This window comes from Natronorubrum sediminis, assembly GCF_900108095.1.
In the GTDB taxonomy this organism is placed as follows: domain Archaea; phylum Halobacteriota; class Halobacteria; order Halobacteriales; family Natrialbaceae; genus Natronorubrum; species Natronorubrum sediminis.
On sequence record NZ_FNWL01000002.1, the window covers coordinates 822,714 to 846,497 of the forward strand.

Sequence of the window (23,784 nt, forward strand, 5' to 3'; positions counted from 1 at the left end):
GAACGGACCCCACTTAATCGTACTCGATACTCGAATACGCGGAGAAGACTCGGAAACGTGGAGATACCGGTGAGATCGGTGAGCGAGTCAGCCGAGGTACGCCGTCGCGTCCAGTTCGACACGAACGTTTTCGGGAAGCCTCGAGACCTCGACGCAGACGCGGGCAGGCGGTGCCTCGCCGAATTTCTCGCCGTAAGCCTCGTTGACCCGCTTGTAGTCCGCGAGGTCGGTCAGGTAGACGGTGACTTTGACGACGTCCGCGAGGCCGTCGCCGCCGGCTTCCTCGACCACGCTCGCGATGTTCTCGAGGACGCGGTCGGTCTGGGCCTGAATGTCCCCTTCCACGACGTCGCCCGTCTCGGGATCGGCGGGGCCGTAGCCCGAGACGTAGAGGGTGTCGCCGGCCAGTACGCCCTGGGAGTATGGGTTGTCGTTGCTCGGTGCGCCGTCAGTTTCGATGGGTTCCGTGTCGGACATGGAATTGTGATTCGCGTCTCAGTCGGCAAACGGTCGGTCGCGCGCTCGCGAGTCGTCGGTGCTCAGGCCTCGACTTCGACGGCGTGATCGATCGCCTCAAGGACGATATCCAGGGCCGTCTCCGCCAGATCGCGGGTGAGCACGAGGGGCGGGATGATTCGCAGGATGTTGCCGTGACGGCCGGCCGTCCAGATGAGGACGCCGTGTTCGAAACAGTACTGTTGAATCGCGTCGACAATGTCGTCGCCCGGGTTGCCGTCGCTGTCGACGAACTCGGCCCCGATGAACAGTCCCTTTCCACGCACGTCTGCGAGGTGGTCGGTCTCGTCCGCCGCCTCGAGCAGTCGGTCCTGAATGTACTCGCCGAGGTCTCGAGCGTGCGCGAGGAGGTCGTGGTCCTGGATGTACTCGATGGCGCGAGTACCGGCACGCATGCCGACGACGTGGCCGCGGTAGGTTCCGGCGTGGTCTCCCGAACCCCAGGTGTCGAGTTCTTCTTTGTACATCGTCGCCGAGAGCGGGAAACCGACGCCGCCCAGTGCTTTCGCCGAGGTCATCGCGTCAGGCGTGACGCCCTCCCAGTCGCTGGCCCACCACTCGCCGGTGCGCCCGAGACCGGTCTGAATCTCGTCGAAGACGAGCGTCACGTCGTTGTCGTCGGCGAGGTCGCGCAAGCCCTGCAGGAAGCCCGCCGGCGGGGTGACGATGCCGCCCTCTCCCTGAATCGGTTCGACGATGATTCCGGCCGGGTTCGCGAGGCCACCGTATGGATCCTCGAGAATAGCCTGGACCTCCTCGAGGGCGTGGTCGACCGACGCTTCGGGCGACTTCCCGTCTCGGAACGGATAGGGGTAGGGCGCGTGAACGACGTCGGAGAGCAACGGCGCGTAGTGTTTCTTCAGCTTCGTGTTCGAGGTGACGCTCATCGCACCCGTCGTCGCGCCGTGATAGGAGCCGCGGAAGGCGATGAGGCCGTCACCCTCAGAGTTGTACTTCGAGAGCTTGATCGAGGCCTCGATGGCGTCGCTGCCCGTCGGGCCACCGAAGACGACGCGGTTGTTGCCCTGTAACCCCTCCGGGGCGATTTCGTCGAGTTTCTCGATCAACTCGAGTCGCGCGTCCGTCGGGAAGTCGACCGTGTGGACGAACTTGTCGGCTTGCTCGTGGACGGCCTCGAGCACGTAGGGGTTCGAGTGGCCGACGTTGAGCACGCCGATACCGGCGAAGAGGTCGATGTAGGTGTTGCCGTCGGCGTCCCGAACGGTCGCTCCTTTGCCCTCCTCGAAGGCGATTGGAATGTCGTTGGGATAGGCAACCGCGCTACTGTCGATATCCGCCTGTTTCTCGAGTAACGCCTGCGTGTTCGGTCCCGGGACGTTGTCGACGTTCGGTGCGTCGTCGAAGTGAATCTCGTCTATCGGCGGTCCTGCCGTCATACGTGACCCGAGGTGAAACAGGCACTAATAATTTGTCCACAATATCCATGAAGTGTGTATACGGATTTTGATTACAGGTTTGAACTCGAGCACGAGGTGGTGGCCACGAGTCTGGGTTGTAAACGAACGTCGAAGACAGTCGCCGAAGAACCGATGATTTGTGCCGAATGTAGGCGCTCGATGAACAGATCAATACACGAGACGGAACAAAATTCCTTATAATCCGCGACCGAAGGGACGGGTATGATCCCGCCGATCGCGAATCGGTTCGTCGCCGGGGAGTCCCCCGCGACGGCCCTCGAGCACGTGCGACGGCTCGACGACCGAAACGTCCGCGCCATCGTCAACCTGCTCGGTGAACACTACGACGACCGCGCGGACGTCCGCGCCGACGTCGAGACGTATCGCACGCTGCTCGAAGACATCGCTCGGGCCGATCTCGAGGCCTGTCTCTCCGTCAAGCCGACGCAACTCGGCCTCAGCCTTGGCGAAGAGGTCTTTCGCGACGAACTCGAGACCGTCGTCGAGGCCGCGGTCGAACACGACGGCTTCGTCTGGATCGACATGGAAGACCACACGACGACCGATACGACGCTCGATGCGTTCGAATCGCTCGCGAACGAGTACGGCAATAACGAGAATCCCCGCCTCGGCCTCTGCGTTCAGGCGAATCTGAAACGCACCCGCGAGGACGTCGAACGCCTCGCCGACGTGCCGGGTAAGGTCCGCTTCGTCAAAGGTGCCTACGACGAACCAACGGACGTCGCCTATCAGGATTCGACGCGGGTTAACGAGGAGTACAGAAGGTTGCTCGAGTACGCCTTCGAGCACTTCGACGGCGGAATCGCCGTCGGTAGTCACGATCCGGCGATGATCGACTACGCGATTTCGCTCCACGAGGAGTATGGCACCGAGTTCGAACTCCAGTTGCTCATGGGCGTTCGCGAAGACACTCAGGAAGAGCTTGCCCGTGAGTATCCCGTTTATCAGTACGTCCCCTTCGGAGATCGGTGGTCGTCGTACTTCTATCGACGGGTCACGGAACGGAAGGAAAACCTCTGGTTCGCCCTCCGGGCCATTGTCGGACGCTAAAGGGAAGGGCTCATTAGCCCTTGGTGTGAGTCTGCGTACATGGCTTCGTGGAAGCGGGATTTCGCGAGTGGGCTGATCGTCCTCGGCCCCATTCTCGTCACCCTCTACGTTATTTACTGGCTCTACGGCTTCATCGCCGGGATTACACCCGGACTCATCCTCGAGGCAGAAGCCCTCGAGCCACTGATTCCCGGTGACTCCGGACAGGCCCAGCAGTCACGCGAGCAACTCGCGCAGTTCCTTCGCGTCGTCGTCGCGTTGACCGTCTTTACCATCCTCACCTTTTCCGTCGGCTACCTCATGCGAACCGCCGTCGGCGGCCTCTTCGAACGGGTCGTCGACAACGTTGCGAACCGCGTCCCTGTTATGCGAGTCGTCTACAACGCCTCGAAGATGGCCGCCGAAACTGCTTTTGGCGAACAGGAATCACTCCAGACGCCCGTCAAACTCGAGACGTGGAACGGGCTGCGAATGACGGCGTTCAAAACCGGCAAAACGACCGACGACGGCCGCGAAGTATTGTTCTTGCCGACCTCACCGAACATCACGACGGGATTCGTCATCGAAGTCGAATCCGATCGCATCACCGTCCTCGAAGAAGACGTCGAAGACGCCCTCACACGCGTCCTGAGCGCCGGATTCGGCGACGCAAACCGAACGCGGGGAATGGAGGCCGGCGTCTCCATCGACGTCGTCGACGAAACGAACGTCGACTCACTCGAGGAATCTGCCCGACGAGAGTTCGACCGAGAGCCTACCGATAACGCTGACGACGACTGACCGCAGAATTAGATTCCCTGACTCATCAGGTGACTGCGCAACACGTCGCCTTCCTTGTTTCCGGCAGTCGTGTTCACGATGACGACCGTCTCGTCGCCGTCGAACGCGCCGTTTTCGGCGAGTTGCCAGACGCCAGCGGCTGCCGTGGCCGGACTCGGTGCCATCTCGAGACCCTCGTGGGCGGCGACCTGCACGCCAGCCTCGAGAATGTCCGTGTCGTCGACGGCCACTGCGCCGCCGTCGGTTGCCGCAAGCGCCTCGAGCACGCGTGAACTCGCCGGCGGATCGGCAATCTCGAGTTCGCCACAGATCGTGTCTGGCGTCTCGACCGGTTCGTGCGTCTCGCGGTCGGCCTCGCTAGCCTCGACGATGGGTGCACAGCCCGCCGGTTGGGCGGCGTAGAGGCCCGGGAGTTCGTCGACGAGACCGAGTTCGCGGAGTTCGGTCGCGGCTTTGTACGCCCCCGTGAGACCGAGGCCGAGGCCGGTCGGATAACAGACGACGTCGGGGACCGACCACTCGAGTTGCTCGACGAGTTCGTACAGCGTCGTCTTCGCGCCCTCGTGGCGGTAGGGGTTGTCGAACGCCTGGAGAGAGTACCAGCCGTCGTGTTCGTTACACGCTTCCTCGAAGGCACCGACGGCGTCGTCGTAGCGGCCACCGACGACGTTCATGTCGCCGCCGTGGACGTTGATCATCGCCTTGTTCGAGAAACTCGAGCGCGAGGGGACGTAGGTGTGTGACTCGAGGCCGGCCCGACCGGCGTAGGCAGCGGCCGACTGTCCGCCGTTGCCCGTCGAGGCCAGTGCGACGTCGTTCGCGTCGCGACCGGCGCCAGCAGTGACGGCGAGCGATTGGCCGCGGTCCATCGTCGATCCCGTCGGATTTCGGCCCTCGTCTTTGAGGTAGACGGAGTCGACGCCCAGTTCGTCCGCGAGGGAGGGACAGGGAACGAGCGCGGTCGCCCCTTCGTTCATCGTCACCGCGGACGAACGCGAGAACGGGAGCAGTTCTTCGTAGCGCCACTGCGAGTCGAACGGTCGGGACTCGAATGTTTCGCGACTCACGTCGATGGCGTCGTAGTCGTAGGCCGGGTCGAGCGCCCCGCCGCAGTCGGGACACGCCTGCACGTCGGGGCCGTCGTGGATCGATCCACACTCGAGACACTCGAGGCCGAGAAATGCGTCCGTCAGTTCCATACTCGAGTGTTCGCGGCGCTGAACAAATGGGTGTTCATCGACGGAAGAGAGGTGATCACCGGCGGGCGCGGGCGAGTACCGACGTGAAAGCAGGCGTCGTCACTCGAATTCACCGAAAGCAGGAGATGAAGACCGCCAAAAGCGTCAGTCGTCGTTAGTGGTCGCCGGTCTTCGACTGCCACTCGTACTCGCGGCGTTTGGCCGATTTGCCAAAGCCACACGACGAGCAGACCTTCTTCTTGGTGTGATACGACTTCTCTCCGCAGCGACGGCACTTCGTATGCGTCGTCTTGTTCTTCTTTCCTTGGCTCGGGGTTCCTGCACCAGTCATGGAGTGATCGAAACGACGTTATCGCCGCGTATAATGGTTGTGTCTTCGGCCGGCGACGTCTCGCCAGTGTCGCCCTCGAGCGGGATTGTTACGTCCTCGAGGACGAGATTCATGTGTTGATCGTAGCCGGCGAGGTCGCCGACGTACTCGTCGCCACTCTTGAGTCGTACCGTCACACGGTCGCCGAGCGACGCCTCGAGGACGTCAAGCGGTCGTCCACTCATATAACAGACCGCAGGTGATGGACACTTAATCGTACCGGTCCTGCGTCCGCAACGACCGGTTTGGACGGCGGTGATCGCTCGATTTCGCCAGTGAGTAGCACACCGATAGTGGCACCCGTCTGCCACGAAGTCGTTGATTCCACGACCGATCGTCTACTGCATCGCTTCGGCGACACACCCAACCCAACGGCTAAGTGCCCGCTCGTTGAGCCCTCGCTCATGGGAGAGAAGAAATTTACCCTCATCGAGTTGCATCTTGACGGAGACACCCAGTTCGGACTCGGAACGATCGATAGCGCCCTTCCGTTCGACTCGAGTGACGACGACGCAGAGGCGGAGTCGGAGTACGAGACAGCCGACGCCACGGACGAAGCTTCGGACGCCGAAGCGGAAGACGGCTCGGGTGGAAAAGCCATTGGCGCACTGGTCGCCCTCGTCGTCCTCGTCGCGGCGGGCGTCGCCGCAAAGAAGTTCCGCGGTGACGACGAGCCAGAACTCGAGGAAGAAGAACAGCCGGACGTTATTGTCAACTGACCCATATCACGCGCGAACCGACCCCGCTCAGCCGAACGCTTTTGCGCGTGCTTCCCGTATCCGGTATTCGTGAACCTCTATCGTAGCGCCCGGACCGTTGCCGGGGCATCCGGCGATGACGTCATCGATTGGGAGTCGGCCGCCGACGCCGCGAAGGCGGTGACCGACCCCGGCTCGCTCGAGCTCGAGACGGGCGAGCGCGAGGCCTACGCTCGCGACGTGCGAGAGGCGCGAGACGCCGTGCGAACGGTGGCGAACGTCGAGTTCGACGTGCCCGACACCGTCGAGATCCAGAATCGCCACCACTGGATCGACGCCAACATCGCGACCTTCGAACGCGTGATGGGAACGCTCGAGCAGCAAGTCCCTCCGGGCACGTTCCCCGGCGTCGCCCGAACGATCAACACGGGCACGATGACCGTCCTTCTGGCCTTTCTTGGCCGGAACGTTCTCGGACAGTACGATCCGCTGCTCCTCGCAGAGACGCCCGAAGACGACCACGCGCTGTACTTCGTCAGACCGAACATCCTGAAGGCTGCCCAGAAGTTGGACGTCGACCCCGACCGATTCCGCCGCTGGATCGCCTTCCACGAAGTGACCCACGCCGCGGAGTTCGGCGCCGCGCCGTGGCTCTCCGATCACCTCGAGTCGCGGATGGAAGCCGGCATCGCGACGCTCACGGAGGGCTCGTTTGATCGCGCTGCGTTCCGGGATCTCGACGCCGCGATGACGGTCGTCGAGGGCTACGCGGAACTGCTGATGGATCACGCCTTCGACGACGAGTACGCGGATCTGCGTCGAAAACTCGACGCGCGACGGCAGGGTCGTGGCCCGCTTCAGCAACTGTTTCGTCGACTGCTCGGGCTTGGCCTCAAAGAGCGACAGTACGAGCGCGGAAAGAACTTCTTCGAGACCGTCGTCGAGAGCGCCGACCTCGAGACGGCGAGCGTCGTCTGGGAGAGCCCAGCACAGTTACCGACGCAAACCGAACTCGACGATCCGACGCTGTGGCTCCAGCGCGTCGATCGGTGACGACGCCGTTCGCGCTATCGGTCCTCCCTCTTTTCGGTTTCAGGAGTGTTCCGGTGACGTAGGAGACTCGTCCAGTTCGATCGCCTGTTCGCGATAGCGATGTGCGAGCGCCGAGACGAGGAATAGACTCGAGACGAGCAGTGCCCAGCCGAAGCCGCTGACTCCCGCGAGCGGAGCGATTCCTAGCCAGGCGAGTACGACGACCGTCAGTCAGCTATCGATCGGCTGACTGCACACTCTACTCGAGACGGCGTTCGGTTAGTCAAAAATCGTCTGCAGATACCACAGTAACGCGGCTCCGGCGACGAGTCCGATGATCGTCGCCAATCCGATCGAGAGCGCGGACGCGCCTCCCTGGAGCGCCATCGTGGCACTCGAGAGCCCGACGAGCAGGACGAACGCGCCTTTGAGTCGATCGGAGAGTTGTGTCTGTGAACTCGCACGGACGCATTCGTGCTCGGCTGTGTTCCACTGGTTGTCCCCATCGACGGCGTCAGATGCAGCTGCGCGCTCTCCAGCAGTGGACTCGAGTCCGTCTGCGTCGGGCGTCATACGGTGTCGGCCGTGCTGACGTGCATCGTGTTGAACAGCCACTCCGGTCCCCCACTCGACTCCGCAGAAGGGTGATGGACGAGCGATCCGCTCCAGCGCGTTTCGAATCGCCGGCGTTCACCGCTTTCCGTGTCCGTCCAGGCCATCGTCACCTCGTCTGCGAACGTCGCCGCATCCGTGTGGGTCGTAACCACGAGGTGGTCGCTCTCGACGGACCACTCCGCGGTCGTCTCGGTTTGGCTTCGGAGCGCTTCGCTCACCTCCTCGTAGCCGAACAACGCCTCGCTGATACCGAATTTGACGGTCGATTTGTCCTCCTCGAAGTACGCCTCGAGTGGGTCGCCGGTTCGAAGGGCCTCGTAATAGTCGCGGACGACGGCCGTCGGTTCGTCGCTCATGGCGGGAGTGACAACCTGCGGCCGCAAATGCCCACCGGACGCGTACGCAGGTCGTGCCCGCCTGACGGTTTGCTCCCCGACCTCACGGCGAGCGTTGCACGTGCAGCCCATACATCCAATGAGCGAGTGCACCGGAGTATACGCCTACCACGGCGACGCGACGCAGTGATGCACTCCTGGCGTTTCCCACAGCCAACCTCCCCAGCGGCCACTTCGAACGATGACATCCCCAACGAACACGCAGACGGACGCCCACTCGAGGAGCGACGACCGACCAGCAACCGGCACAAACCGAGGTCTCGGCCGACGAGAGCGCATCGCGAGCGCGACAGCAGGCGGCGCGCTCCTCTGGCACGGCCTCACGCGACGTTCGCTCACCAGCGCGCTCACGACTGGCGCTGGCGGACTCCTGCTCTATCGCGCCGTGACCGGGCGCAGCCGTCCGTCGCGAAGCCTCGAGCGTGAAGGAGAATCCGCACCCGTTCACCCGGAGACGACACCGACGCACGACGAGCGGACGGCCGACCCGAGGGGGCGAGAGCCGACCGTCGAGCGCTCGATCACGGTCGGGAAACCGGCCGAGGAACTCGAGTCCTACTGGCGTGATCCCGAGCAACTGTCTCGGATCGTCGGCGCGTTCGCGGAGGTATCTCAGCCGGATGAGGAGAACAGCGACCGACACCGCTGGCAGGTCGACGCCCCCTTCGGTCGCCGGTTCGAGTGGGACTCCCGACTCGTCGACGAACAGCCGCGGAGTCGACTGACCTGGCAATCGCTGTCGGGCGCACCGATTCCCTACGAGGCGACAGTCCGCTTTCGGTCTGCACCCGACGACCGAGGGACTGAGGTCTCCCTCGAGGTTCGGTACGACCCACCGGGAGGCCAACTCGGAAACGCCGTGATGCAGCGACTCGGCGTCGTCCCTGAATCACTTGTCGGAACGTCGCTCCGGCGGTTCAAAACGCTCGCAGAAACGGGAGACCTGCCCTCCCTCGAGACCAATCCCTCGGGTCGGGGTACGGGAGACCTGATGTAGTCGCGGGAACCCTGACGTAATCGTGGGAACCCAGACGTAACCGCGGGAATCCAGATATAACCCATGAACCCTCGTGTAGCCGCAGGAACCCTCGTGTAACCGCAGGAGGCCCGGTGAAACTCACATGAAGCCGCGGTCGACCTCGTCGGTCTCGATGAGGTCGTCGAGTTCCGCGTTCAGTAATTCGTCAGCCTCCTCGAAGCAGTCACCGAGTTCCTCGAGTTCGTCCGGACGGTCGTACTGATCGTACGCCATCGGCCCGAACGCCGGGCTCTCGAGGGCGTCCATGACGTCGTCGAAGAGGTCCTGTGGCCGCGTCGGGGCGTCCGCGTGGGTCTCGAGAACGGTCTCGAGGCGTTTCGAAACCGTCTCGGCGTGGGACTCGTCTTCGGGAGGCGACTGGACGGCAAAGCGGCCACCCGCGTCCTCCTGTGGGAGGAACGAGCCGATTTCGTCGTCAAGGCTGCGAGCGACTCGCGTTCCGACGCCCCGAACCTGATACGGGTTTTTCGCGTACGTTTTGAGGAAGAACACGCCGGCTCGAGGGTGTGCGAGATACATGTCTTCGCCGACGCCGCCGGCTCGGTCGCCCGCGACCGCCCGCCAGTGTTCGGCGTCGACGTCTCGGTCCGTGACGTCCGCAAGCACGTCTTTCCACTCGCGAATCCGCATAGGCGGCTGTAGTATCCCGGAGCGAATGAACGTATCGGTACCGACGAACGACGCGGCCGACGGCGGACGGAAACCGTTTCAGCGCCCATTCCGTCGTGTCGAAACTGTTTCACGAACGTAGTGTGGCGTGTCGGAACCGTTTCACACCGTTTCGTCGGATAGGCGAGTCGCATACGGTACCCGGGTCTGCGAGTTGAACGCCCTCCCCAGCGCAACGTTCCAACCGATACTTTCGAACCAAAAGGGATACATCGACGCTCTTCCCAGCACGGATAACCGACAATTGACCATGTCCACCAGGCGATCATTCACGCTCGTCGAACTATTCTGGGAGACACCAGCTCAAAGCTCACTTCTCACACTCGGACCGCTGGCTCTCGCACTCGGCCAACTCGGCAATAGCTACGTCAACGGCGTCTCCCCGACCGTCTCGCTCGCCTTCGCCGTCGTGATGATCGCCTTCGCCGTCACCGCGCTCGGACACCACGCCGCCGAGTACCGCCGTCGACGACTCGAGGCCGAACTCGAGACGGTGCGTCGCTCAGCGCGGTAAGTTCGGTGTGGCTGTTCAGGCTCGTGGCGACTCGGATTCGGTTGCGACGCGTCGGGCGTCACGGGCGTCGTAGGCGTTGTACCCGGCTAACGCGGCGATGAGCAGACCGGAGGCGAGCGTGCTCCAGAACGGACTTTCGGTTAGCCCGAGTCCGACCGGCATCTCGAGGAGTGCGGGCGAGACGATCAGCCAGATGCCGAGCAACGCGACGAGCCCCGAGATGCCGACGCTGAGTGGGATATCGTTGACGACGCGGTAATAGTTGTACGCGCCGGCGAGAAAGACGACGCTGCCGACGAGCACGTTGTTCCAGAACGACGCCGCCGACACGTCGTAGATGGCGATCACCGAGAGAGCGACCCAGACACCGATGGCGGCGACGAGAGCGCTGATGACCGAAACCTTGCGTCGTCGTTCTTCGTTCGCAATTTGGGTCGTCTCGTCGCGCGGGTCGCGACCGGTATCGTCACGGTCGCCGACACCCGTTCCCGAGTCGGTGTCGGAGGGAGACGGCGGCTGCTCGGGACCAGCAGTCTCGTCCCGGTGATCCGGTTCCGAACCGGCGTCTGCTGTCGGTCGAGAATCACCGTCGTCCCGATTCGAGTCACTCATGGTGGGTTCCAACTGGCGGCATGCGTGCAAAAACGTCGGCGACTGTTACGGTTCCCGTCGCCTTCCGTCTCGAGTAATCACGAATTGTTCGGCGAGTGAAACAGAGTAATGGCGCTCAATCGACGCCGATTGGGCCGACGAGAACGGAGCCACCGAACGTCAGCCGCTCGAACGTGCGCCAGCGGTGCCCGAGAAGCGACGAACCTCGTGTAGTAAAGTCATCACTCGAGGTCGCCCGACGTGCGTAAATTAACATAAAATCAGAGCTATTCGTCGGCCAGATACGCTCCCCCATATAACTTACAGATGCATAGACAGTTTTGTGGCGTACAATCGGCGACTCGTTTCGCACTCGTTAGCCACATTTCCGTGTCGGGAACGGCAGTTATCATTCTCACGGAGAAACTCCGGGGTTTGCACATGTTTCGAGGCTCAGGAATTGTAGCGGGAGTTGCGCATTTGCGAGAACACTCGTTTTGACTAAATTCACCGCATTCGACGATCACTCGAGTGCTATCGAACGTATAATAATTGGCTGCTCTCACTTTCATCGAGTCATGATGGTGCTCCCACAGAGAACGTCTGTGAAAGGGATCGACCGAACACGTCCGTCCTACCTCGGGTGGAGGTGAGTGAAAATGGGGAACACTCACGGGGTGGTATGCGTCGACGGATCGTCACCAGCGGGCCTTCTCGAGGAGTGGCTCTCGTCCGACGCAGGCGTCCACTACGAGACCGAAGACGTCGCAATCACGACCGCGCCACAGGGGTGTCGGACGGCCAATCGATCCGTCGCAACCGGAACTGGCGACGACACGATTCGATGCTGGGTGATCGGCGACATCTACGGATACGACCGATCCGCCGCTGGGCACCACCTCGGTGGGTACGTGACTCGCCCCGAAGACGTGACGCCCGCGGAGTTTTGCGTGTCACACTACGACCGTCGCGGGTTTGACGCGTTGAGCGGATTCAACGGGAATTTCACAGCGATCGTCTACGACGAAGCTCGTCGAGAACTCGCGCTCTGTACCGACCGGTTCGGGACGGTTCCACTCTATTGGACCCAATCGACCGACGGAACGTTCGTGTTCTCGAGTAACATCCAGTTTCTGCCCTTCCATCCGGACGTCGAGACCGAGTTCGACGCGCCGTATCTCCACGAGTACCTCGCCTTCCGGCGAACGTTCGGCGTGAAAACGCCGTTTACGGGCATCGAAAAACTCGAGCCGGGAACGGTTACGACGATTTCGCTCGAAGACGGCTCGATGCGAACCGACCAGTACTGGCGGCCGCGCTACCGGCCGCGCGACGAATCCGTCGAGTGGTTCGTCGACGAACTCGCCAGCCGATTCCAGACGATCGTCGACGAGTGGACTCGCGACAACCGCGACTACGGCGTGTTGCTCTCGGGTGGCAGCGACTCGCGACTCGTTCTGGCTGCTCTCGACGACGCGACGGCGTATCACATGAACGACTGGATGAACCGTGAGGCGCAGGTCGCCGAACGAGTCGCCCTCGAAGCGGACGTCGAATTCGAACTCCTCGAGCGCGGCGCCGAGTATCGCATCGGCTCGCTCGAGCGAAACCGGTGTGCGGGTTCGTTCAACGGCTGGTTCACCCAGCCATACACGAGCGGGTTCAACACCGAGTTGACCGGTCGGGTCGATGGGGTGCTCTCAGGGCTGTACGCCGATTCCCTCTTTGGCAACTACGGAATCCCGTCTCCAGAAGTATCACTTGGCCCGCTGGGATCGATGACGATCCCGACCGAGCGATCGGTCGAGACCATCGACGACTACATCGACCTCTTACTCGAGGACGCCCACGACGGCCACCAAATGCCGACCGACCTTCGCTCGGTGCTCGAGGCGAACATCTACCGGGACGGCGAGACGGTCGTCCACCACGGCGTCACCTACGACTCGCTCGAGGAACTCGTCTACTACGGCAACTGCTACCCGCTGTCGAACGACGACGATATGCGCTTTCACACTGGCCTTCGGCGAACGCTTCCCTACCGGTCACCGTTCCTCGACAATCGGTTGCTCGACCTCTCGCTGTCGGTGCCGATTCGCTACCGACTCCGCCGGGATCTCGTCGGGCAAGCGATCGAGCGCCTCGATCCGTCGCTGGCGACGATTCCACACGCGAGTACCGGCATGGCACTCTCTCAGCCGTTCGCGAAGTCGTACGTCGGCGAACACCTGCGTGCGTTCTACCAGAAACACGTCTCTCGTCAGTCGCCGCCGGCTCCCTACCTGACGAACGGCCCGTGGCTGGACGACGCCGAATTGCTTCGCTCGTTCGACTTCGCGGGCGACGTTCTCGAGTCGAACGACGACCTGCTCGAGGAGCTGCCCGGCCTCGATCCACACGCGGTTTCCGACCTCTACCACGCCCATCAACGGGGTGAAGAGCGCGTCGGCGAACTCTATACGCTGTTGACCGTCCTGACGATGCCCGTTACGGAACACGTCCTCGAAAATCAGACGAGTGACCCAGTAGACGACTTTCACGATCAGTGCGGGCGCTGTCTCAAACCCGAGGTGGTCTCCGTTGCGTAACGATCGCCCCGCCGTCGTCGTCACCGCCTCGCGCTACCCACACGGGTACGCGTCGATCAGGTCGCTCTCCGCAAAGGGCGTTCACACCATCGCCGCGGTCGACGACCAATCGCTGAGCGTCACCGTCTCGCGCCACTGCGACGAATCGGTGCTCGTTCCGCCGCCGAGTGACATCACGGCGTACAAAGACGCCCTCTTGGGGCTCGCGGCTCGACCGGACGTTCGAACGATCGTCCCACACCGACCCCACGACCCCTACATCCTCTCGAAGTACGCCGATGAGTTCGAACGCCACGTCGACGTTGTCGTTCCCGACCTCGAGAAACTGCGTAACGTCCACGACCGAAAGCGGCTCGCGGAGGCCGCAGACCGGGCAAACGTAGCGATCCCGGACACGAAACTGCTCGGCGATGTCGAAGACTGGTGCGGCGACCGAATCGTCAAATCTCGCTACAACCTGCTCACCGACGAGTACCTCGACGACTTCTCGTTTGCGGACTCGAAGATCGCCAAATCAGTCGAGCACGTCTCGGCCGGCGAAGAACCGGACGTCGACGCGCTTCGCGAGACGATGCACCACGAACCGATCGTCCAGGAGTACGTCGAGGGCGAGGAGTACCTCTTCGGGGCCCTCTACGACCGCGGCGAGGCGGTCGGGACGTTCCAGCACAAACAGCTTCGCGGTGACTCCTACACCGGCAGCGGCGGCGTCTTCAGACAGTCAGTCGATATTCCGGCCCTCGAGGAGGCGGGTCTGGCAATTCTCGACGAACTCGAGTGGCACGGCCTCGCCTGTATCGAGTACGTCCAAGATGCGGAGACGGGCGAGTTCTCCATCGTCGAGATCAACCCGCGGATGTGGCAGTCACTCGCGTGTGCGACTCGCGCGGGTGCCGACTTCCCCGCGTGGTACTGGGACGTGGCGCTCGGCCGCCAGGACCTGATCGAACCGGGCTACGAGACCGGCGTCGGCACGCACTACCTCTACGGCGAACTCGAGCACCTCGTGAGCGTCGTCCGCGAGGACTCCCCGCTGGTCGAACGACCCTCGCTCTCGAGTCGCGCGAGCGAAATCCTGCACTCGTGCTACGAGGTGCCGGACTTCGATTACCTCCATCTGGACGACCCACGCCCGGTCGCCCGACAGGTCCGGCGCGAACTCGAGGGTGCGGTCCGGAGACGTCTCGAGTGATGACTCTCCTGTAACACCGACCCACCTCGCACGCGACCGATAGCGTTTTTGATGGCTCGGCCGTGATGACCACTCGTGTACGTACGCGGAACCGTCGCCGGAGAGGTCGAAGTCAGGACGGTATCGACGAGCTACGGCGAGAGCGACCTCGCCGAAGTGCCTCTCCGACTCGAGGGTGAGGAGTCCGAAGCCGAAGCCGCGAGCGACCAGCAACCCGAGTACGAGACGACAACGGTGACGCTGTGGAACAAGTGGACCGAGTCGGCCGAGTACGTCGAACCCGGGATGGAACTCCTCGTCACGAACGCGAAAGAAGAGGAGTACCAGGGCGAGACGCGCTACGCGACGACCGGCGACTCCTACGTCGTCGTCGAGCCGACCTTTCTGGTGAACGTGACGGCGATTCGCAACTGGGTCGAGTGCCCCCGACTCTACTACCTGAACAAGCTCTCGGGCGTTCCGCTCAACTATCCCGTCGTCAAGGGGACGCTCGTCCACGAGGTCTTCGGCGACCTGCTTCGGGGACGGGACCTCGAGGAGTCCATCGACGCCCGCGTCGAGGAACGCGGTCTCGAACTCGGCTTGCTCGGCGAGACGGCCGAGGGGGTCGCCGAGGACGTCCGAGAGAACGCACAGGCGATCGAAGGCTGGCTCGAGCAGGGTCGCCTCACTGAGGACGATAGCGAAGCGACGGCGGACGACGACTCGACGCGCGAGTTTTCGCCCGCGGAGAGTAGCTGGCGATCCGAGCAATTACTCATCAGTGAGACGTTCGGCATTCGCGGGCGCGCAGACGCCGTCCGGCGGGGCGCCCCCGTCGAACTCAAGACTGGCAAGAACCTGAAGAAAGAGCCCAGATTCAAGGACAAGGTGCAGGCCGCCTGCTACGCGCTCATGCTCGAAGAACACGGCGGGAACGTGGATACGGGAACCTTGCTCTACACCAAGAACTCCGCGCTCGACCGAAACGAGGAGACGGGCGACCTCACCCCCGCGAAGGACTTCTCGATGGGCGGCGGCCTCCTGAAGTTCGTCGTCCGGTTGCGAAACGAACTCGCGGCGATGGAGATTGCTGGCGACGTGCCGACGGGCTACGAGGGCTCGGCGAAGTGTGAGTACTGTTTCGAACAGGACACCTGCATGGTCGTCTCGGGGCGACTCGATCAGGAGTCCAAAGCCGGTCAGATCGGCCAGCCGATCCCCGCGGACGAACGCGAGTACTTCGAGCGATTCTACCGCGCGATCGAGGAAGAACGTCGAGAGGTCCACCACGAGTACGCCAAACTCTGGGAGCAAGACGCCCAGGAACGGGCCGACGACGACCGCGCGCTGATCGACCTCGAGTTCGTGGAAAAACGCCCGCTCGAGGAAGGTCGCTGGGAACTGCGAGCGAAGCGGACGAGCGGGGCGAACTCGAAGATCCGAGAGGGCGACTTCGTCCTCGCGAGCGACGGCCATCCGGTGCGGGGAAATTCGGAACTGGCGACGATCGAACGACTAGACGAGGAGGTCGTGCTCACGGCCGACGAACCCGTCGAGGTCACACGACTCGACGTCTACCCCTCCGAACTCACCACCGACCGACTGCTCGCGGCGATGCACGACGCGCTCTTGAAGGGCACTGAACGTCGCAAAGACGTACTCTTCGGTCGTACCGACCCGGAGTTTGACACCGTATCCGAAATCTTCATCGACAACAACGCAGCCCAGAACGAGGCCGTCACGAAAGCCGTCGGCGCGCGAGACTGCGCGTTGATCCACGGCCCGCCGGGCACGGGGAAAACGTACACCATCGCTCGAGCGATCCGCGCGATGGTCGAACGCGGCGAACGCGTCCTGCTCTCGGCGTTCACGAACCGGGCGGTGGACAACGCCCTCGAGGCCCTCCTCGAGCAACTCGAGAATCACGGCGAGATCGACGCGGATCGTGTCGTTCGCGTCGGCAGCGAGAGCGGCGTTCGCGAGGACATGCAACCCTACCGCCTCGAGCGAGCAGGGGACCCGGAAGACCGGGTCGAGACGCTCCAGAACGCGCAGGTCGTCGCGGCGACGACGGCGACGTGTGGCTCTCGAGTGATGAAAGAGCAGGCGTTCGACGCCGCGCTGGTCGACGAGGCGGCCCAGTTGACGGAGCCGGGAACCTGCGCGGCGATCAACCTCGCCGAGCGGTTCGTCCTCGTCGGCGATCACGAGCAGTTGCCACCCGTCGTGAGAGCCGAAAACGACCTCACCGAGTCGCTGTTCGAACGACTCGTCAACTGCCATCCGGACGCCGGCGTGATGCTCGACCGCCAGTACCGAATGAACCAGCGAATTCAGGCGTTCGCCTCGAGGGAGTTCTACGACGGGAAGCTTCGTCCCGCCGAACCGGCGGTCGCGGCGCGGACGCTCGACGACCTCGCGGGCGTGTCCCGCGACGCCCTCCCCGAGGACCTGCAGGACCCAGTCTCGTTCGTCGACGTCGACGGCGATTCCAGCCAGTACACCGACAGCGAGGAGGCAGCCCGAATCGTCGACCTGATCGAGACCTACGAAGCCGCCGGACTCGAGCGAGACGATATCGGCGTTATCGCCCCCTTCCGAGCGCAGGTGTCCGAAATCTCTTCGCACGTTCCCGACGACGTCACCGTCGACACCGTCGACCGTTTCCAGGGCTCGAGTCAGGAGATCATCATCGTCTCGTTCACCGCGACCGGCACGCTCGAGGGGCCGATCTTCGAAGATTATCGCCGGATCAACGTCGCGCTGACGCGTCCGAAACGAGCACTCGTGCTCGTCGGTGACCCGAACGCACTCGCGACGGATCCGGTCTACAGCCGATTGCTCGAGTGGGCGAACGCGTGAGGGTGGTCGGACGAATAGTTCGACTATCAGAACATTCATTTTATCTTGAGTGTATCTTCGAACAATGAGCGAACAGACGAGACGACGCCTCCTGCTCGCAACCGGATGTGCGACGGTCGGGACGCTCGCGGGCTGTCTCGACGAATTATCCGCCTCGAGTGACGACACCGGGGACGATGATTCCGATTCGGGCGGTAGCGACTCCGAACGAGCTGGTGCCGTCACCGACGACGGAACGGTCGACTATCCGGCGTTCGTCGACGACGATATCACCGTCGACGAAGACGAGCAACGAATCGAATATCCTGATCCCGACGTCGAATTCGTCCTCGAGGTCGAGTTGTCTGGTGAAGAAGACGTCTCCATTACTCGTGAGTTGGCGACCGACGCGCGTGCCGTCTACGTCGCACCGGCGTACGACGACGGGTTTACCCACCACGTCTTCGCGAACGAGGCGTTCGTGGCGGACGAAGCGTGGAACGCGTTTACGTCCGAAGACGGCGAAGAAATCGACGAGCAATCGTTCTCGTTCGACGAACTCGAGGAGGGTATCTTCCACGACACCGTCTCACTGTCGACAGCGAGTGAGAGAGCGATCGTCGCCGATGCCGACCTCGAGAGGGTCGAGCGTGGCGAGGACGACGTAACGGCAGTCGCTATCGGCGAATCGCTCGGTGGGGAGAACGAAATAAGCACGCCAGAAGTCTATTTCGATAGTTCCCACGAGAGCGACGGGGAGGGGACGTACACCGTCGAATTCGCCCACGAGGGTGGCGACGAACTCGAGACGGACTCGCTCACCGCCATTGTCGGCGGCGACACGCACGACGTTTCGTTCGAGACGGACTCGATAACAGTCGGCGACGTCGTCACCATCGAAGACGTTCCCGAGGGAGAAACGCTGTCGCTCGTGTTCGACGACGAAGCCGTGATCGCCGAGATAGCAGTCGACGACTGACCGCGACGGCCGTTCACAGCTTCGTGTGTCGATGCCAATCCCTTCGCGTGACGAGTTCCGTCTCTTCGTGTGTCGAGGTCGCATCTTTTCGCGTGGCGGCCGCCCACGCTCTCACCGTCCGTGACGCCGTCACTCGCACCTCCGCCGTAACCTAGATATATGTATCTCGAGCGACCAGTCCTCACGTAATGCGTCTCGAGGACGAGAGTGCGCTGATCCGCGAGGAGGTTCCGTCGTCGTACGCGGATCTCGTCGTCGCGATCACCGAACTCGGGAGCCCGACTCCGTTGTTGATTGTCCTCGCCATCGTGTTCTGGTGGGGCAACCGCCGCCGGAGCGCACTCGTCATCAGCTACGGCGTCGCCGGCCTCGGCTTCATCCTGACCCTCGAGACGGTACTCGGAATCCCCCGCCCGCCCGAAGATATCATGCTCACCTCTCTCGAGGTCGAGGGATACGGCTTCCCGAGCGGGCACGCCTTCGCGTCGATGGTCGTCTACGGGGGTCTCGCCGTCGCCTACGACCGTCTGCGTGATCCGTGGATCGTCCTCGGCGTCGTCACGCTCGTCGTCGCCGTCTCGCTTTCACGAGTCGTGTTGGGCGTCCACTACCTCGGCGACGTGATCGTCGGTGCGATACTCGGCATCGCCTTCATCGTCGCGATGAACCGAATTAGTCGCGGCATTCCGACGGTCGGCTTCGGCCTCGCCGTCGTCCTCTCGGCACCTGCCGTTTACGTCACTGACGCGAGTCCCTACGCCGTTCTCGCACTCGGCAGTGCTATCGGCGGCCTGCTCGCGACGTGCTGGATCGACCGACTGCCGCGGCTTCACTCGCGACTCGAGGGCGTCGCACTCGTCGCCGTCGGCGGCGGGGTCGCCCTCGTCTTCCTCATCGTCGAATCGCTGGTAACGTTCACGCCGGGACTCGTCGTCCTCTACGCGGCGCTCGTCGGCTGGATCGTCGTCGCTCCGGCCGTCGTCGGTCGACTTTCGACGCTGCTTTTCGGGTCGACTCGAGGCGGCGTCGCTGACGGATCCTGAGGTGCACGTTCGTCGAAGTCGACACAGCGGACCGCTGTCCCGAATCGTTTCGCTACAGCAGATGGTGTGACGCCAACCCGTTTTTAGCCGTCTGGCTCGACCGCAGGCAGCGTCACCGAAAACGTCGACCCAGCCCCTGGCTCCGAGTCGACCCAGATTTCCCCGTCGTGTCGTTCGACGATCCGACGGCAGATCGCCAGTCCGATACCGGTTCCAGGGTGCTCCTCGTGGCTGTGGAGCCGTTCGAACACTTCGAAGACGCGCTCAAGATCGTCGGGGTCGATTCCGATTCCCTGATCGCGGACCGCAACCGTCCACGTCGCCCCCGTTCGCTCTGCGCTGACGTGGACGCGTGGTCGCTCCGGGCCAGCGTACGTCAACGCGTTCCCCACCAAATTCTGAAAGACCTGGCGCAACTGACTGGCGTCCCCGGATACGCGGGGTAACTGCCCCGTCGTGATCTCGGCGTCCGTCTCCTCGATTTGTACGGACAGATCTTCGAGGACGTCGCCGAGTAAACACTCGAGAGCCACCGGTTCGAACGGGTTGCCACGTGTTTCGACGCGCGAGTACTCGAGTAAGCCATCGATCATCTCACGCATTCGATCCGAGCCGTTTATCGCGTACTCGATGAACTCCTCGCCGTCGTCGTCGAGTTCGTCGGCGTAGCGACTCTCGACGAGTTGGAGGTAACTCGAGACCATCCGCAACGGTTCCTGGAGGTCGTGTGAGGCAGCGTAGGCGAACTGCTCGAGTCGCTCGTTCGAGGCCTCGAGTTCCCGTTGGCGCTCGCGACGTTCGGTGATGTCTCGGGCGATTCCGATCATGTACGGCTGGTCCAATTCGACGTGTGCGATGTTGACCTCCGCGGGGTACGTTGTCCCGTCCTTTCGGACGTGTTCACCGGTGATCGTCATCGATCCATCTGCTTTGACGTCGCTGACGTGGGATTGCCAGTCGTCGATATCCTCGAATAGGTGTTCCATCTCCGGCACCGTCATCTCGAGGAGTTCGTCTCGATCGTAGCCGAGTCGTCGACAGGCCGTCTCGTTGACGTCGAGGAATCGGGCCGTCTGCGGATCGATGACGAGCAGGCCGTCGTTCGAGTAATCGAGAAGTGTCCGAAACAGTTCACGCTCTCGCTCACGACGCTTTCGCTCGGAGATGTCGCGAAAGTAGACGGAGATGCCGGTGTCTGAGGGGTACGCACGAATCTCGAACCATCGCTCGAGCGGGGCAGGGTAGTAGCCCTCGAAAGAGACGGTCTCTTGCTCGTACATCGCTCGCTCGAAGTGTTCGGTGAACTGGCTGGCGATGGCGTCGGGAACGGCCGCACACACTGACCGACCGACGAGCGTGCGATCCTCGGGATTGATCAACTGGTTGGCGCGGTCGTTGAGGTAGGTGAACGTCCACTCCTCGTCGATTGCGAGGAATCCGTCGGAGATGCGCCCGTAGCTCTCCTCGAGTTCACGTCGCGTATGTTCGGTTTCGATGGCCGTCCCGATGACGTTCGCGACGCTCTGGAGGAAGTTCGCGTCGTGTTCGGTGAACTCACACGTGTCGTCGGTGTAGACGCCGAGAACGCCCCACGGAGAGTCGATCGATCCGATAATTACGCTCACGCCGGCGGAAACGTCGTGGTCTGCGAGTAACGCCGGTTCGGAAAATCGATCCTCAGCCTGCAAATCGTCGACGATAATCGGATGTTCGGAGAGCAGCGTATACCCCGCTTGCGAGTCGACACCGGTAGGAATACTCGCACCGACGTCGAAACCATCCCACCCGTACCCGCTGTGAAGGACTAACGCGTCGTTCTCCGGGCGAAACTCGAGAATCTCCCCATAGTCCGTCTCGAGTGTCTCGGTCACTGCACGCAACGTTTCCGATAGCAACTGGTCGATATCGCGCGTCTCGAGTGCCTGCTGTCCAAGTTCGGCGACGACTTCCTGCTGGCGAATGCGTGTACGGAGTTCTGCAGTCGCGTTGGAAGTCGATTCCATTCTATTCAGAATATATTCGAACGACGTGTAAATGCTTCCATATATTGTCACTTTAGTTGAAAATTCTCTCGTTTAGAGAAATTTGACCGTCACGGATTGGTGAAGTAGAGCATTCCTGTGGATAGCACTCGTATGCCCATTCACGGAAAACGGAGTCCCACCCCGTCTACGAAATCGACGACCGTCGCCCGAGCGCTATTCGTCGGTGTCTGCTCGCTCCCAGAGCGGATAGAGATCGTCCTGGATCGGCTCAGTGATCGTCTCCTCGCCGAGTTCGAGGGCTGGCTGGCCGTCCCGAACCGTACCGATTGCCGCGCCGTCGATCCCTCGCTCGGCGAGCGCCTCGAGGCAGTCGTCGACCGCAGCGTCCGGAACGGTTGCGAGTAAGGCACCCGATCCGAAAATTCGCAGTGGGTCGACGTCGGCTGCTGCACACAATTGCTGGGTTTCCTCCCGAATCGGGACGGCGTCTCGATCGATCTCGAGGCGCACGTCCGACGCGCGGGCGACCTCGAGCAAGCCGGCAGCGACGCCGCCTTCGGTCGGGTCGTGCATCGCGCTCGTCCACGCTCGAATCGCTCGCGAATCGGGGAGGACGCTGATCTCCTCGACGAACGTGGCTGCGCTGTCGACGACGCCCTCATCGACCGCGAGTTCGTCGCCGAAGTCGGTCGCGAGAATTGCTGTCCCTTCGATTCCCGCCGCCTTCGTGATGAGGACCGTGTCGCCGGGTTCAGCCCCACCAGTCGGGACGAACGAGTCGGCCGTACCGATCGCCGTCAGCGAGACGAGCGGGCGCTCGAGTTGGTCGACGTACTCCGAGTGGCCGCCGACGATCGAGGCCCCAACCTCCGTTGCGGCGCTATCGAGATCTCGCGTGATGGCCTCGAGCGACTCGTTCTCGCCGGGAAGCATGATAACGGCCGTGAGCCACCGAGGGTCGGCCCCGGAGGCGGCGACATCGTTCGACGCCACCGGAACCGCCAGCGTACCGACGCTCTCCGCTGCGAGCGAAATCGGATCCGAACTGACGACGAGCGTCTCGTCGCACTCTGGCAGTGCAATCGCCGCAGCGTCTTCCCCGTCTGCGGGTCCCTGAAGCACCGTCTCGTCGTCTCGTGCAGTCCCCGTGCGCTCGAAGACGTGCGCGAGTAGATCGTCCGGACTCACCTTGCCGGGCATAGCGGTACTGGGACGATCTGGGGTTTGTAGTTGTCGGGTTCGGCTGTCCCTCGTGGGCACTGAGCGACTTGAGCGCCTACCCGACGAAAAACAGTACGGAAAAACGGCGCACCCTACGCGCTCGTCACGCCGAGTGGCACCAACACGTCGTCTCGAGTCAGGACGACGTGTGGCAAGACGATGACGCCGCCGAAGACGACGCCGGCCCATAGCATCGAGACGAGCGGATGCGTGATCGACAGGTGAATCGCGTACGTCAGGCCGACGATGGCTAGTACGCCCGCGAACGAACCGACGGTACCGAGACGTGAAGTCGAAAACCGCCACCTCGAGCGTTCTCCCCACTGCCAGGCGAGGAGTCCGCCGACTGCCCCACCGAAGGCGAGCACGCGGTTGGATCCCTGAATCCCCTCCCACGTTGGGACGCCCGTCCCGCCGCTTCGGAGCCAGACGCTGGCGAGCGCGAGGACGATCGCGAGCGTGAACACCGCCGTCACGTCGTTCTCGAGGTGGCGACGACAGCACAGGACGACGCCGAGCACGGCGAGTCCCAACGCGATGCCGCCGACGACGTCGATCGGGTAGTGAACGCCGAGTCCGAGACGGGTGAAACCGACGAAGGCGATTGCGAAGCCGCCGACGAGTGCCCGACGCGGGAGTGTACTGATGCGAAGGTCGACGATCATCAACCCGATGATCACCGCCGGAACCATCGCGTTACCACTCGGAAAACTCGTCGAGGAGATCGCCGTCGCGTGGCCGTACCAGGTCGAGAAGATGGCCGGAAACAGTTCTGGCCCGACGGCCGGGTCGATGTCCGGTCGGGTTGCTGAGTTAAGTGACTTGATGCTCGCCATTAGCCCGTAGTACGCGAAGAACGCGGGGATCCAGACACCGAACCGATCCGGCGCCCACCAGTATGCAAGAATTATCAGCGGTACGATGACGAAGACGCTCCCGATGTACGTCGTCGGGACGAGCAAGACCCCGAGCCACGCCGGTATCGACTCGACGATCGCCTCGAGAATCTCGGGATCGAGCACGGGATGTTGTTGCCCACTGAACAT

General features: G+C 62.7%; 22 protein-coding genes and 1 pseudogene. 11 read left to right on the plus strand and 12 right to left on the minus strand.

Annotated elements, in window-relative coordinates:
• Positions 1–87 precede the first annotated feature (87 nt).
• A complete protein-coding gene (locus BLW62_RS11300; RefSeq protein WP_090507139.1) occupies positions 88–477 on the minus strand; it encodes a Rid family detoxifying hydrolase in 390 nt (129 codons plus the stop codon).
• Positions 478–539: 62 nt separating this feature from the next.
• A complete protein-coding gene (locus tag BLW62_RS11305; protein ID WP_090507140.1) occupies positions 540–1,913 on the minus strand; it encodes an aspartate aminotransferase family protein in 1,374 nt (457 codons plus the stop codon).
• A 243-nt stretch (positions 1,914–2,156) separates the two neighbouring features.
• On the opposite strand from BLW62_RS11305, the gene BLW62_RS11310 reads away from it, so the two are divergent.
• Positions 2,157–3,005: a proline dehydrogenase family protein gene (locus tag BLW62_RS11310; protein WP_090507141.1), complete on the plus strand. Its 849-nt coding sequence runs from the start codon at positions 2,157–2,159 to the stop codon at positions 3,003–3,005.
• 39 nt (positions 3,006–3,044) lie between these two features.
• Positions 3,045–3,785 (plus strand): DUF502 domain-containing protein, encoded by a 741-nt coding sequence (locus tag BLW62_RS11315; protein WP_090507142.1) that lies wholly within the window; start codon positions 3,045–3,047, stop codon positions 3,783–3,785.
• Positions 3,786–3,793: 8 nt separating this feature from the next.
• Here BLW62_RS11315 and BLW62_RS11320 read toward each other — a convergent pair whose 3' ends face one another.
• From BLW62_RS11320 to BLW62_RS11330, 3 genes are all read right to left on the minus strand, one after another.
• The gene (locus BLW62_RS11320) at positions 3,794–4,984 is read right to left on the minus strand and encodes a threonine synthase (RefSeq protein WP_090507143.1); all 1,191 of its coding nucleotides are present in this window, start codon (positions 4,982–4,984) and stop codon (positions 3,794–3,796) included.
• Positions 4,985–5,138: 154 nt separating this feature from the next.
• A complete protein-coding gene (locus BLW62_RS11325) occupies positions 5,139–5,315 on the minus strand; it encodes a 50S ribosomal protein L37e (protein ID WP_076580712.1) in 177 nt (58 codons plus the stop codon).
• Complete coding sequence (locus BLW62_RS11330; RefSeq protein WP_076580714.1) at positions 5,312–5,539, minus strand: LSM domain-containing protein; 228 nt, start codon at positions 5,537–5,539, stop codon at positions 5,312–5,314. Before BLW62_RS11330 ends, BLW62_RS11325 begins: the two co-directional genes overlap by 4 nt.
• A 219-nt stretch (positions 5,540–5,758) precedes the next feature.
• Between BLW62_RS11330 and BLW62_RS11335 the strand changes: the two genes are divergently transcribed.
• Positions 5,759–6,073 (plus strand): hypothetical protein, encoded by a 315-nt coding sequence (locus BLW62_RS11335; RefSeq protein WP_090507144.1) that lies wholly within the window; start codon positions 5,759–5,761, stop codon positions 6,071–6,073.
• A gap of 69 nt (positions 6,074–6,142) precedes the next feature.
• Positions 6,143–7,105 (plus strand): zinc-dependent metalloprotease, encoded by a 963-nt coding sequence (locus BLW62_RS11340; protein ID WP_090507145.1) that lies wholly within the window; start codon positions 6,143–6,145, stop codon positions 7,103–7,105.
• Positions 7,106–7,363: 258 nt separating this feature from the next.
• Here BLW62_RS11340 and BLW62_RS19220 read toward each other — a convergent pair.
• Positions 7,364–7,543, minus strand: a pseudogene (locus BLW62_RS19220) (hypothetical protein); the annotation flags it as partial.
• Between the two features lie 110 nt (positions 7,544–7,653).
• A complete protein-coding gene (locus BLW62_RS11350) occupies positions 7,654–8,055 on the minus strand; it encodes an AtzH-like domain-containing protein (protein ID WP_090507147.1) in 402 nt (133 codons plus the stop codon).
• 220 nt (positions 8,056–8,275) lie between these two features.
• Here BLW62_RS11350 and BLW62_RS11355 point away from each other — a divergent pair, with 220 nt between their 5' ends.
• Positions 8,276–9,091 (plus strand): SRPBCC family protein, encoded by an 816-nt coding sequence (locus tag BLW62_RS11355; protein WP_090507148.1) that lies wholly within the window; start codon positions 8,276–8,278, stop codon positions 9,089–9,091.
• 120 nt (positions 9,092–9,211) lie between these two features.
• Here BLW62_RS11355 and BLW62_RS11360 read toward each other — a convergent pair whose 3' ends face one another.
• Entirely contained in the window at positions 9,212–9,763 is a 552-nt protein-coding gene (locus tag BLW62_RS11360; RefSeq protein ID WP_090507149.1) for a hypothetical protein, read from the minus strand.
• Positions 9,764–10,052: 289 nt separating this feature from the next.
• Between BLW62_RS11360 and BLW62_RS11365 the strand changes: the two genes are divergently transcribed.
• Positions 10,053–10,316 carry a hypothetical protein gene (locus BLW62_RS11365; protein WP_090507150.1) on the plus strand — a complete coding sequence of 88 codons (264 nt, stop codon included), beginning with the start codon at positions 10,053–10,055 and terminating at the stop codon, positions 10,314–10,316.
• Positions 10,317–10,331: 15 nt separating this feature from the next.
• On the opposite strand, the gene BLW62_RS11370 is transcribed toward BLW62_RS11365, so the two are convergent.
• Positions 10,332–10,928 (minus strand): SPW repeat domain-containing protein, encoded by a 597-nt coding sequence (locus BLW62_RS11370; RefSeq protein WP_090507151.1) that lies wholly within the window; start codon positions 10,926–10,928, stop codon positions 10,332–10,334.
• 638 nt (positions 10,929–11,566) lie between these two features.
• Between BLW62_RS11370 and BLW62_RS11375 the strand changes: the two genes are divergently transcribed.
• The 5 genes from BLW62_RS11375 (at position 11,567) to BLW62_RS11395 (ending at position 19,532) form a co-directional block, all read left to right on the plus strand.
• Positions 11,567–13,495 (plus strand): asparagine synthase-related protein, encoded by a 1,929-nt coding sequence (locus BLW62_RS11375; RefSeq protein ID WP_090507152.1) that lies wholly within the window; start codon positions 11,567–11,569, stop codon positions 13,493–13,495.
• A complete protein-coding gene (locus tag BLW62_RS11380; protein ID WP_090507153.1) occupies positions 13,488–14,687 on the plus strand; it encodes a carboxylate--amine ligase in 1,200 nt (399 codons plus the stop codon). The genes BLW62_RS11375 and BLW62_RS11380 overlap by 8 nt, the downstream gene beginning before the upstream one ends.
• A 75-nt stretch (positions 14,688–14,762) precedes the next feature.
• The gene (locus tag BLW62_RS11385) at positions 14,763–17,531 is read left to right on the plus strand and encodes an AAA domain-containing protein (protein ID WP_090507154.1); all 2,769 of its coding nucleotides are present in this window, start codon (positions 14,763–14,765) and stop codon (positions 17,529–17,531) included.
• 64 nt (positions 17,532–17,595) lie between these two features.
• Positions 17,596–18,489, plus strand: a complete 894-nt coding sequence (locus tag BLW62_RS11390; protein ID WP_090507155.1) for a hypothetical protein — start codon at positions 17,596–17,598, stop codon at positions 18,487–18,489.
• Positions 18,490–18,677: 188 nt separating this feature from the next.
• Positions 18,678–19,532, plus strand: coding sequence for a phosphatase PAP2 family protein (locus BLW62_RS11395; RefSeq protein WP_090507156.1), 855 nt, complete (start codon positions 18,678–18,680; stop codon positions 19,530–19,532).
• Between the two features lie 83 nt (positions 19,533–19,615).
• On the opposite strand, the gene BLW62_RS11400 is transcribed toward BLW62_RS11395, so the two are convergent.
• From BLW62_RS11400 to BLW62_RS11410, 3 genes are all read right to left on the minus strand, one after another.
• Positions 19,616–21,535, minus strand: a complete 1,920-nt coding sequence (locus BLW62_RS11400; protein WP_090507157.1) for an ATP-binding protein — start codon at positions 21,533–21,535, stop codon at positions 19,616–19,618.
• Between the two features lie 195 nt (positions 21,536–21,730).
• The gene (locus BLW62_RS11405) at positions 21,731–22,717 is read right to left on the minus strand and encodes an AIR synthase family protein (protein ID WP_090507158.1); all 987 of its coding nucleotides are present in this window, start codon (positions 22,715–22,717) and stop codon (positions 21,731–21,733) included.
• A gap of 113 nt (positions 22,718–22,830) precedes the next feature.
• Positions 22,831–23,784 carry a phosphatase PAP2 family protein gene (locus tag BLW62_RS11410; RefSeq protein WP_090507159.1) on the minus strand — a complete coding sequence of 318 codons (954 nt, stop codon included), beginning with the start codon at positions 23,782–23,784 and terminating at the stop codon, positions 22,831–22,833.

Bases quoted from the DNA above. Each gene is read 5' to 3' on its own strand.
- BLW62_RS11335 (WP_090507144.1), top strand. From the start codon at position 5,759: ATGGGAGAGAAGAAATTTACCCTCATCGAGTTGCATCTTGACGGAGAC.
- BLW62_RS11325 (WP_076580712.1), bottom strand. From the start codon at position 5,315: ATGACTGGTGCAGGAACCCCGAGCCAAGGAAAGAAGAACAAGACGACG.
- BLW62_RS11320 (WP_090507143.1), bottom strand. From the start codon at position 4,984: ATGGAACTGACGGACGCATTTCTCGGCCTCGAGTGTCTCGAGTGTGGA.
- BLW62_RS11390 (WP_090507155.1), top strand. From the start codon at position 17,596: ATGAGCGAACAGACGAGACGACGCCTCCTGCTCGCAACCGGATGTGCG.
- BLW62_RS11395 (WP_090507156.1), top strand. From the start codon at position 18,678: ATGCGTCTCGAGGACGAGAGTGCGCTGATCCGCGAGGAGGTTCCGTCG.
- BLW62_RS11310 (WP_090507141.1), top strand. From the start codon at position 2,157: ATGATCCCGCCGATCGCGAATCGGTTCGTCGCCGGGGAGTCCCCCGCG.
- BLW62_RS11330 (WP_076580714.1), bottom strand. From the start codon at position 5,539: ATGAGTGGACGACCGCTTGACGTCCTCGAGGCGTCGCTCGGCGACCGT.
- BLW62_RS11400 (WP_090507157.1), bottom strand. From the start codon at position 21,535: ATGGAATCGACTTCCAACGCGACTGCAGAACTCCGTACACGCATTCGC.
- BLW62_RS11315 (WP_090507142.1), top strand. From the start codon at position 3,045: ATGGCTTCGTGGAAGCGGGATTTCGCGAGTGGGCTGATCGTCCTCGGC.
- BLW62_RS11355 (WP_090507148.1), top strand. From the start codon at position 8,276: ATGACATCCCCAACGAACACGCAGACGGACGCCCACTCGAGGAGCGAC.
- BLW62_RS11360 (WP_090507149.1), bottom strand. From the start codon at position 9,763: ATGCGGATTCGCGAGTGGAAAGACGTGCTTGCGGACGTCACGGACCGA.
- BLW62_RS11300 (WP_090507139.1), bottom strand. From the start codon at position 477: ATGTCCGACACGGAACCCATCGAAACTGACGGCGCACCGAGCAACGAC.
- BLW62_RS11410 (WP_090507159.1), bottom strand. From the start codon at position 23,784: ATGTTCAGTGGGCAACAACATCCCGTGCTCGATCCCGAGATTCTCGAG.
- BLW62_RS11305 (WP_090507140.1), bottom strand. From the start codon at position 1,913: ATGACGGCAGGACCGCCGATAGACGAGATTCACTTCGACGACGCACCG.
- BLW62_RS11350 (WP_090507147.1), bottom strand. From the start codon at position 8,055: ATGAGCGACGAACCGACGGCCGTCGTCCGCGACTATTACGAGGCCCTT.
- BLW62_RS11365 (WP_090507150.1), top strand. From the start codon at position 10,053: ATGTCCACCAGGCGATCATTCACGCTCGTCGAACTATTCTGGGAGACA.
- BLW62_RS11370 (WP_090507151.1), bottom strand. From the start codon at position 10,928: ATGAGTGACTCGAATCGGGACGACGGTGATTCTCGACCGACAGCAGAC.
- BLW62_RS11405 (WP_090507158.1), bottom strand. From the start codon at position 22,717: ATGCCCGGCAAGGTGAGTCCGGACGATCTACTCGCGCACGTCTTCGAG.
- BLW62_RS11375 (WP_090507152.1), top strand. From the start codon at position 11,567: ATGGGGAACACTCACGGGGTGGTATGCGTCGACGGATCGTCACCAGCG.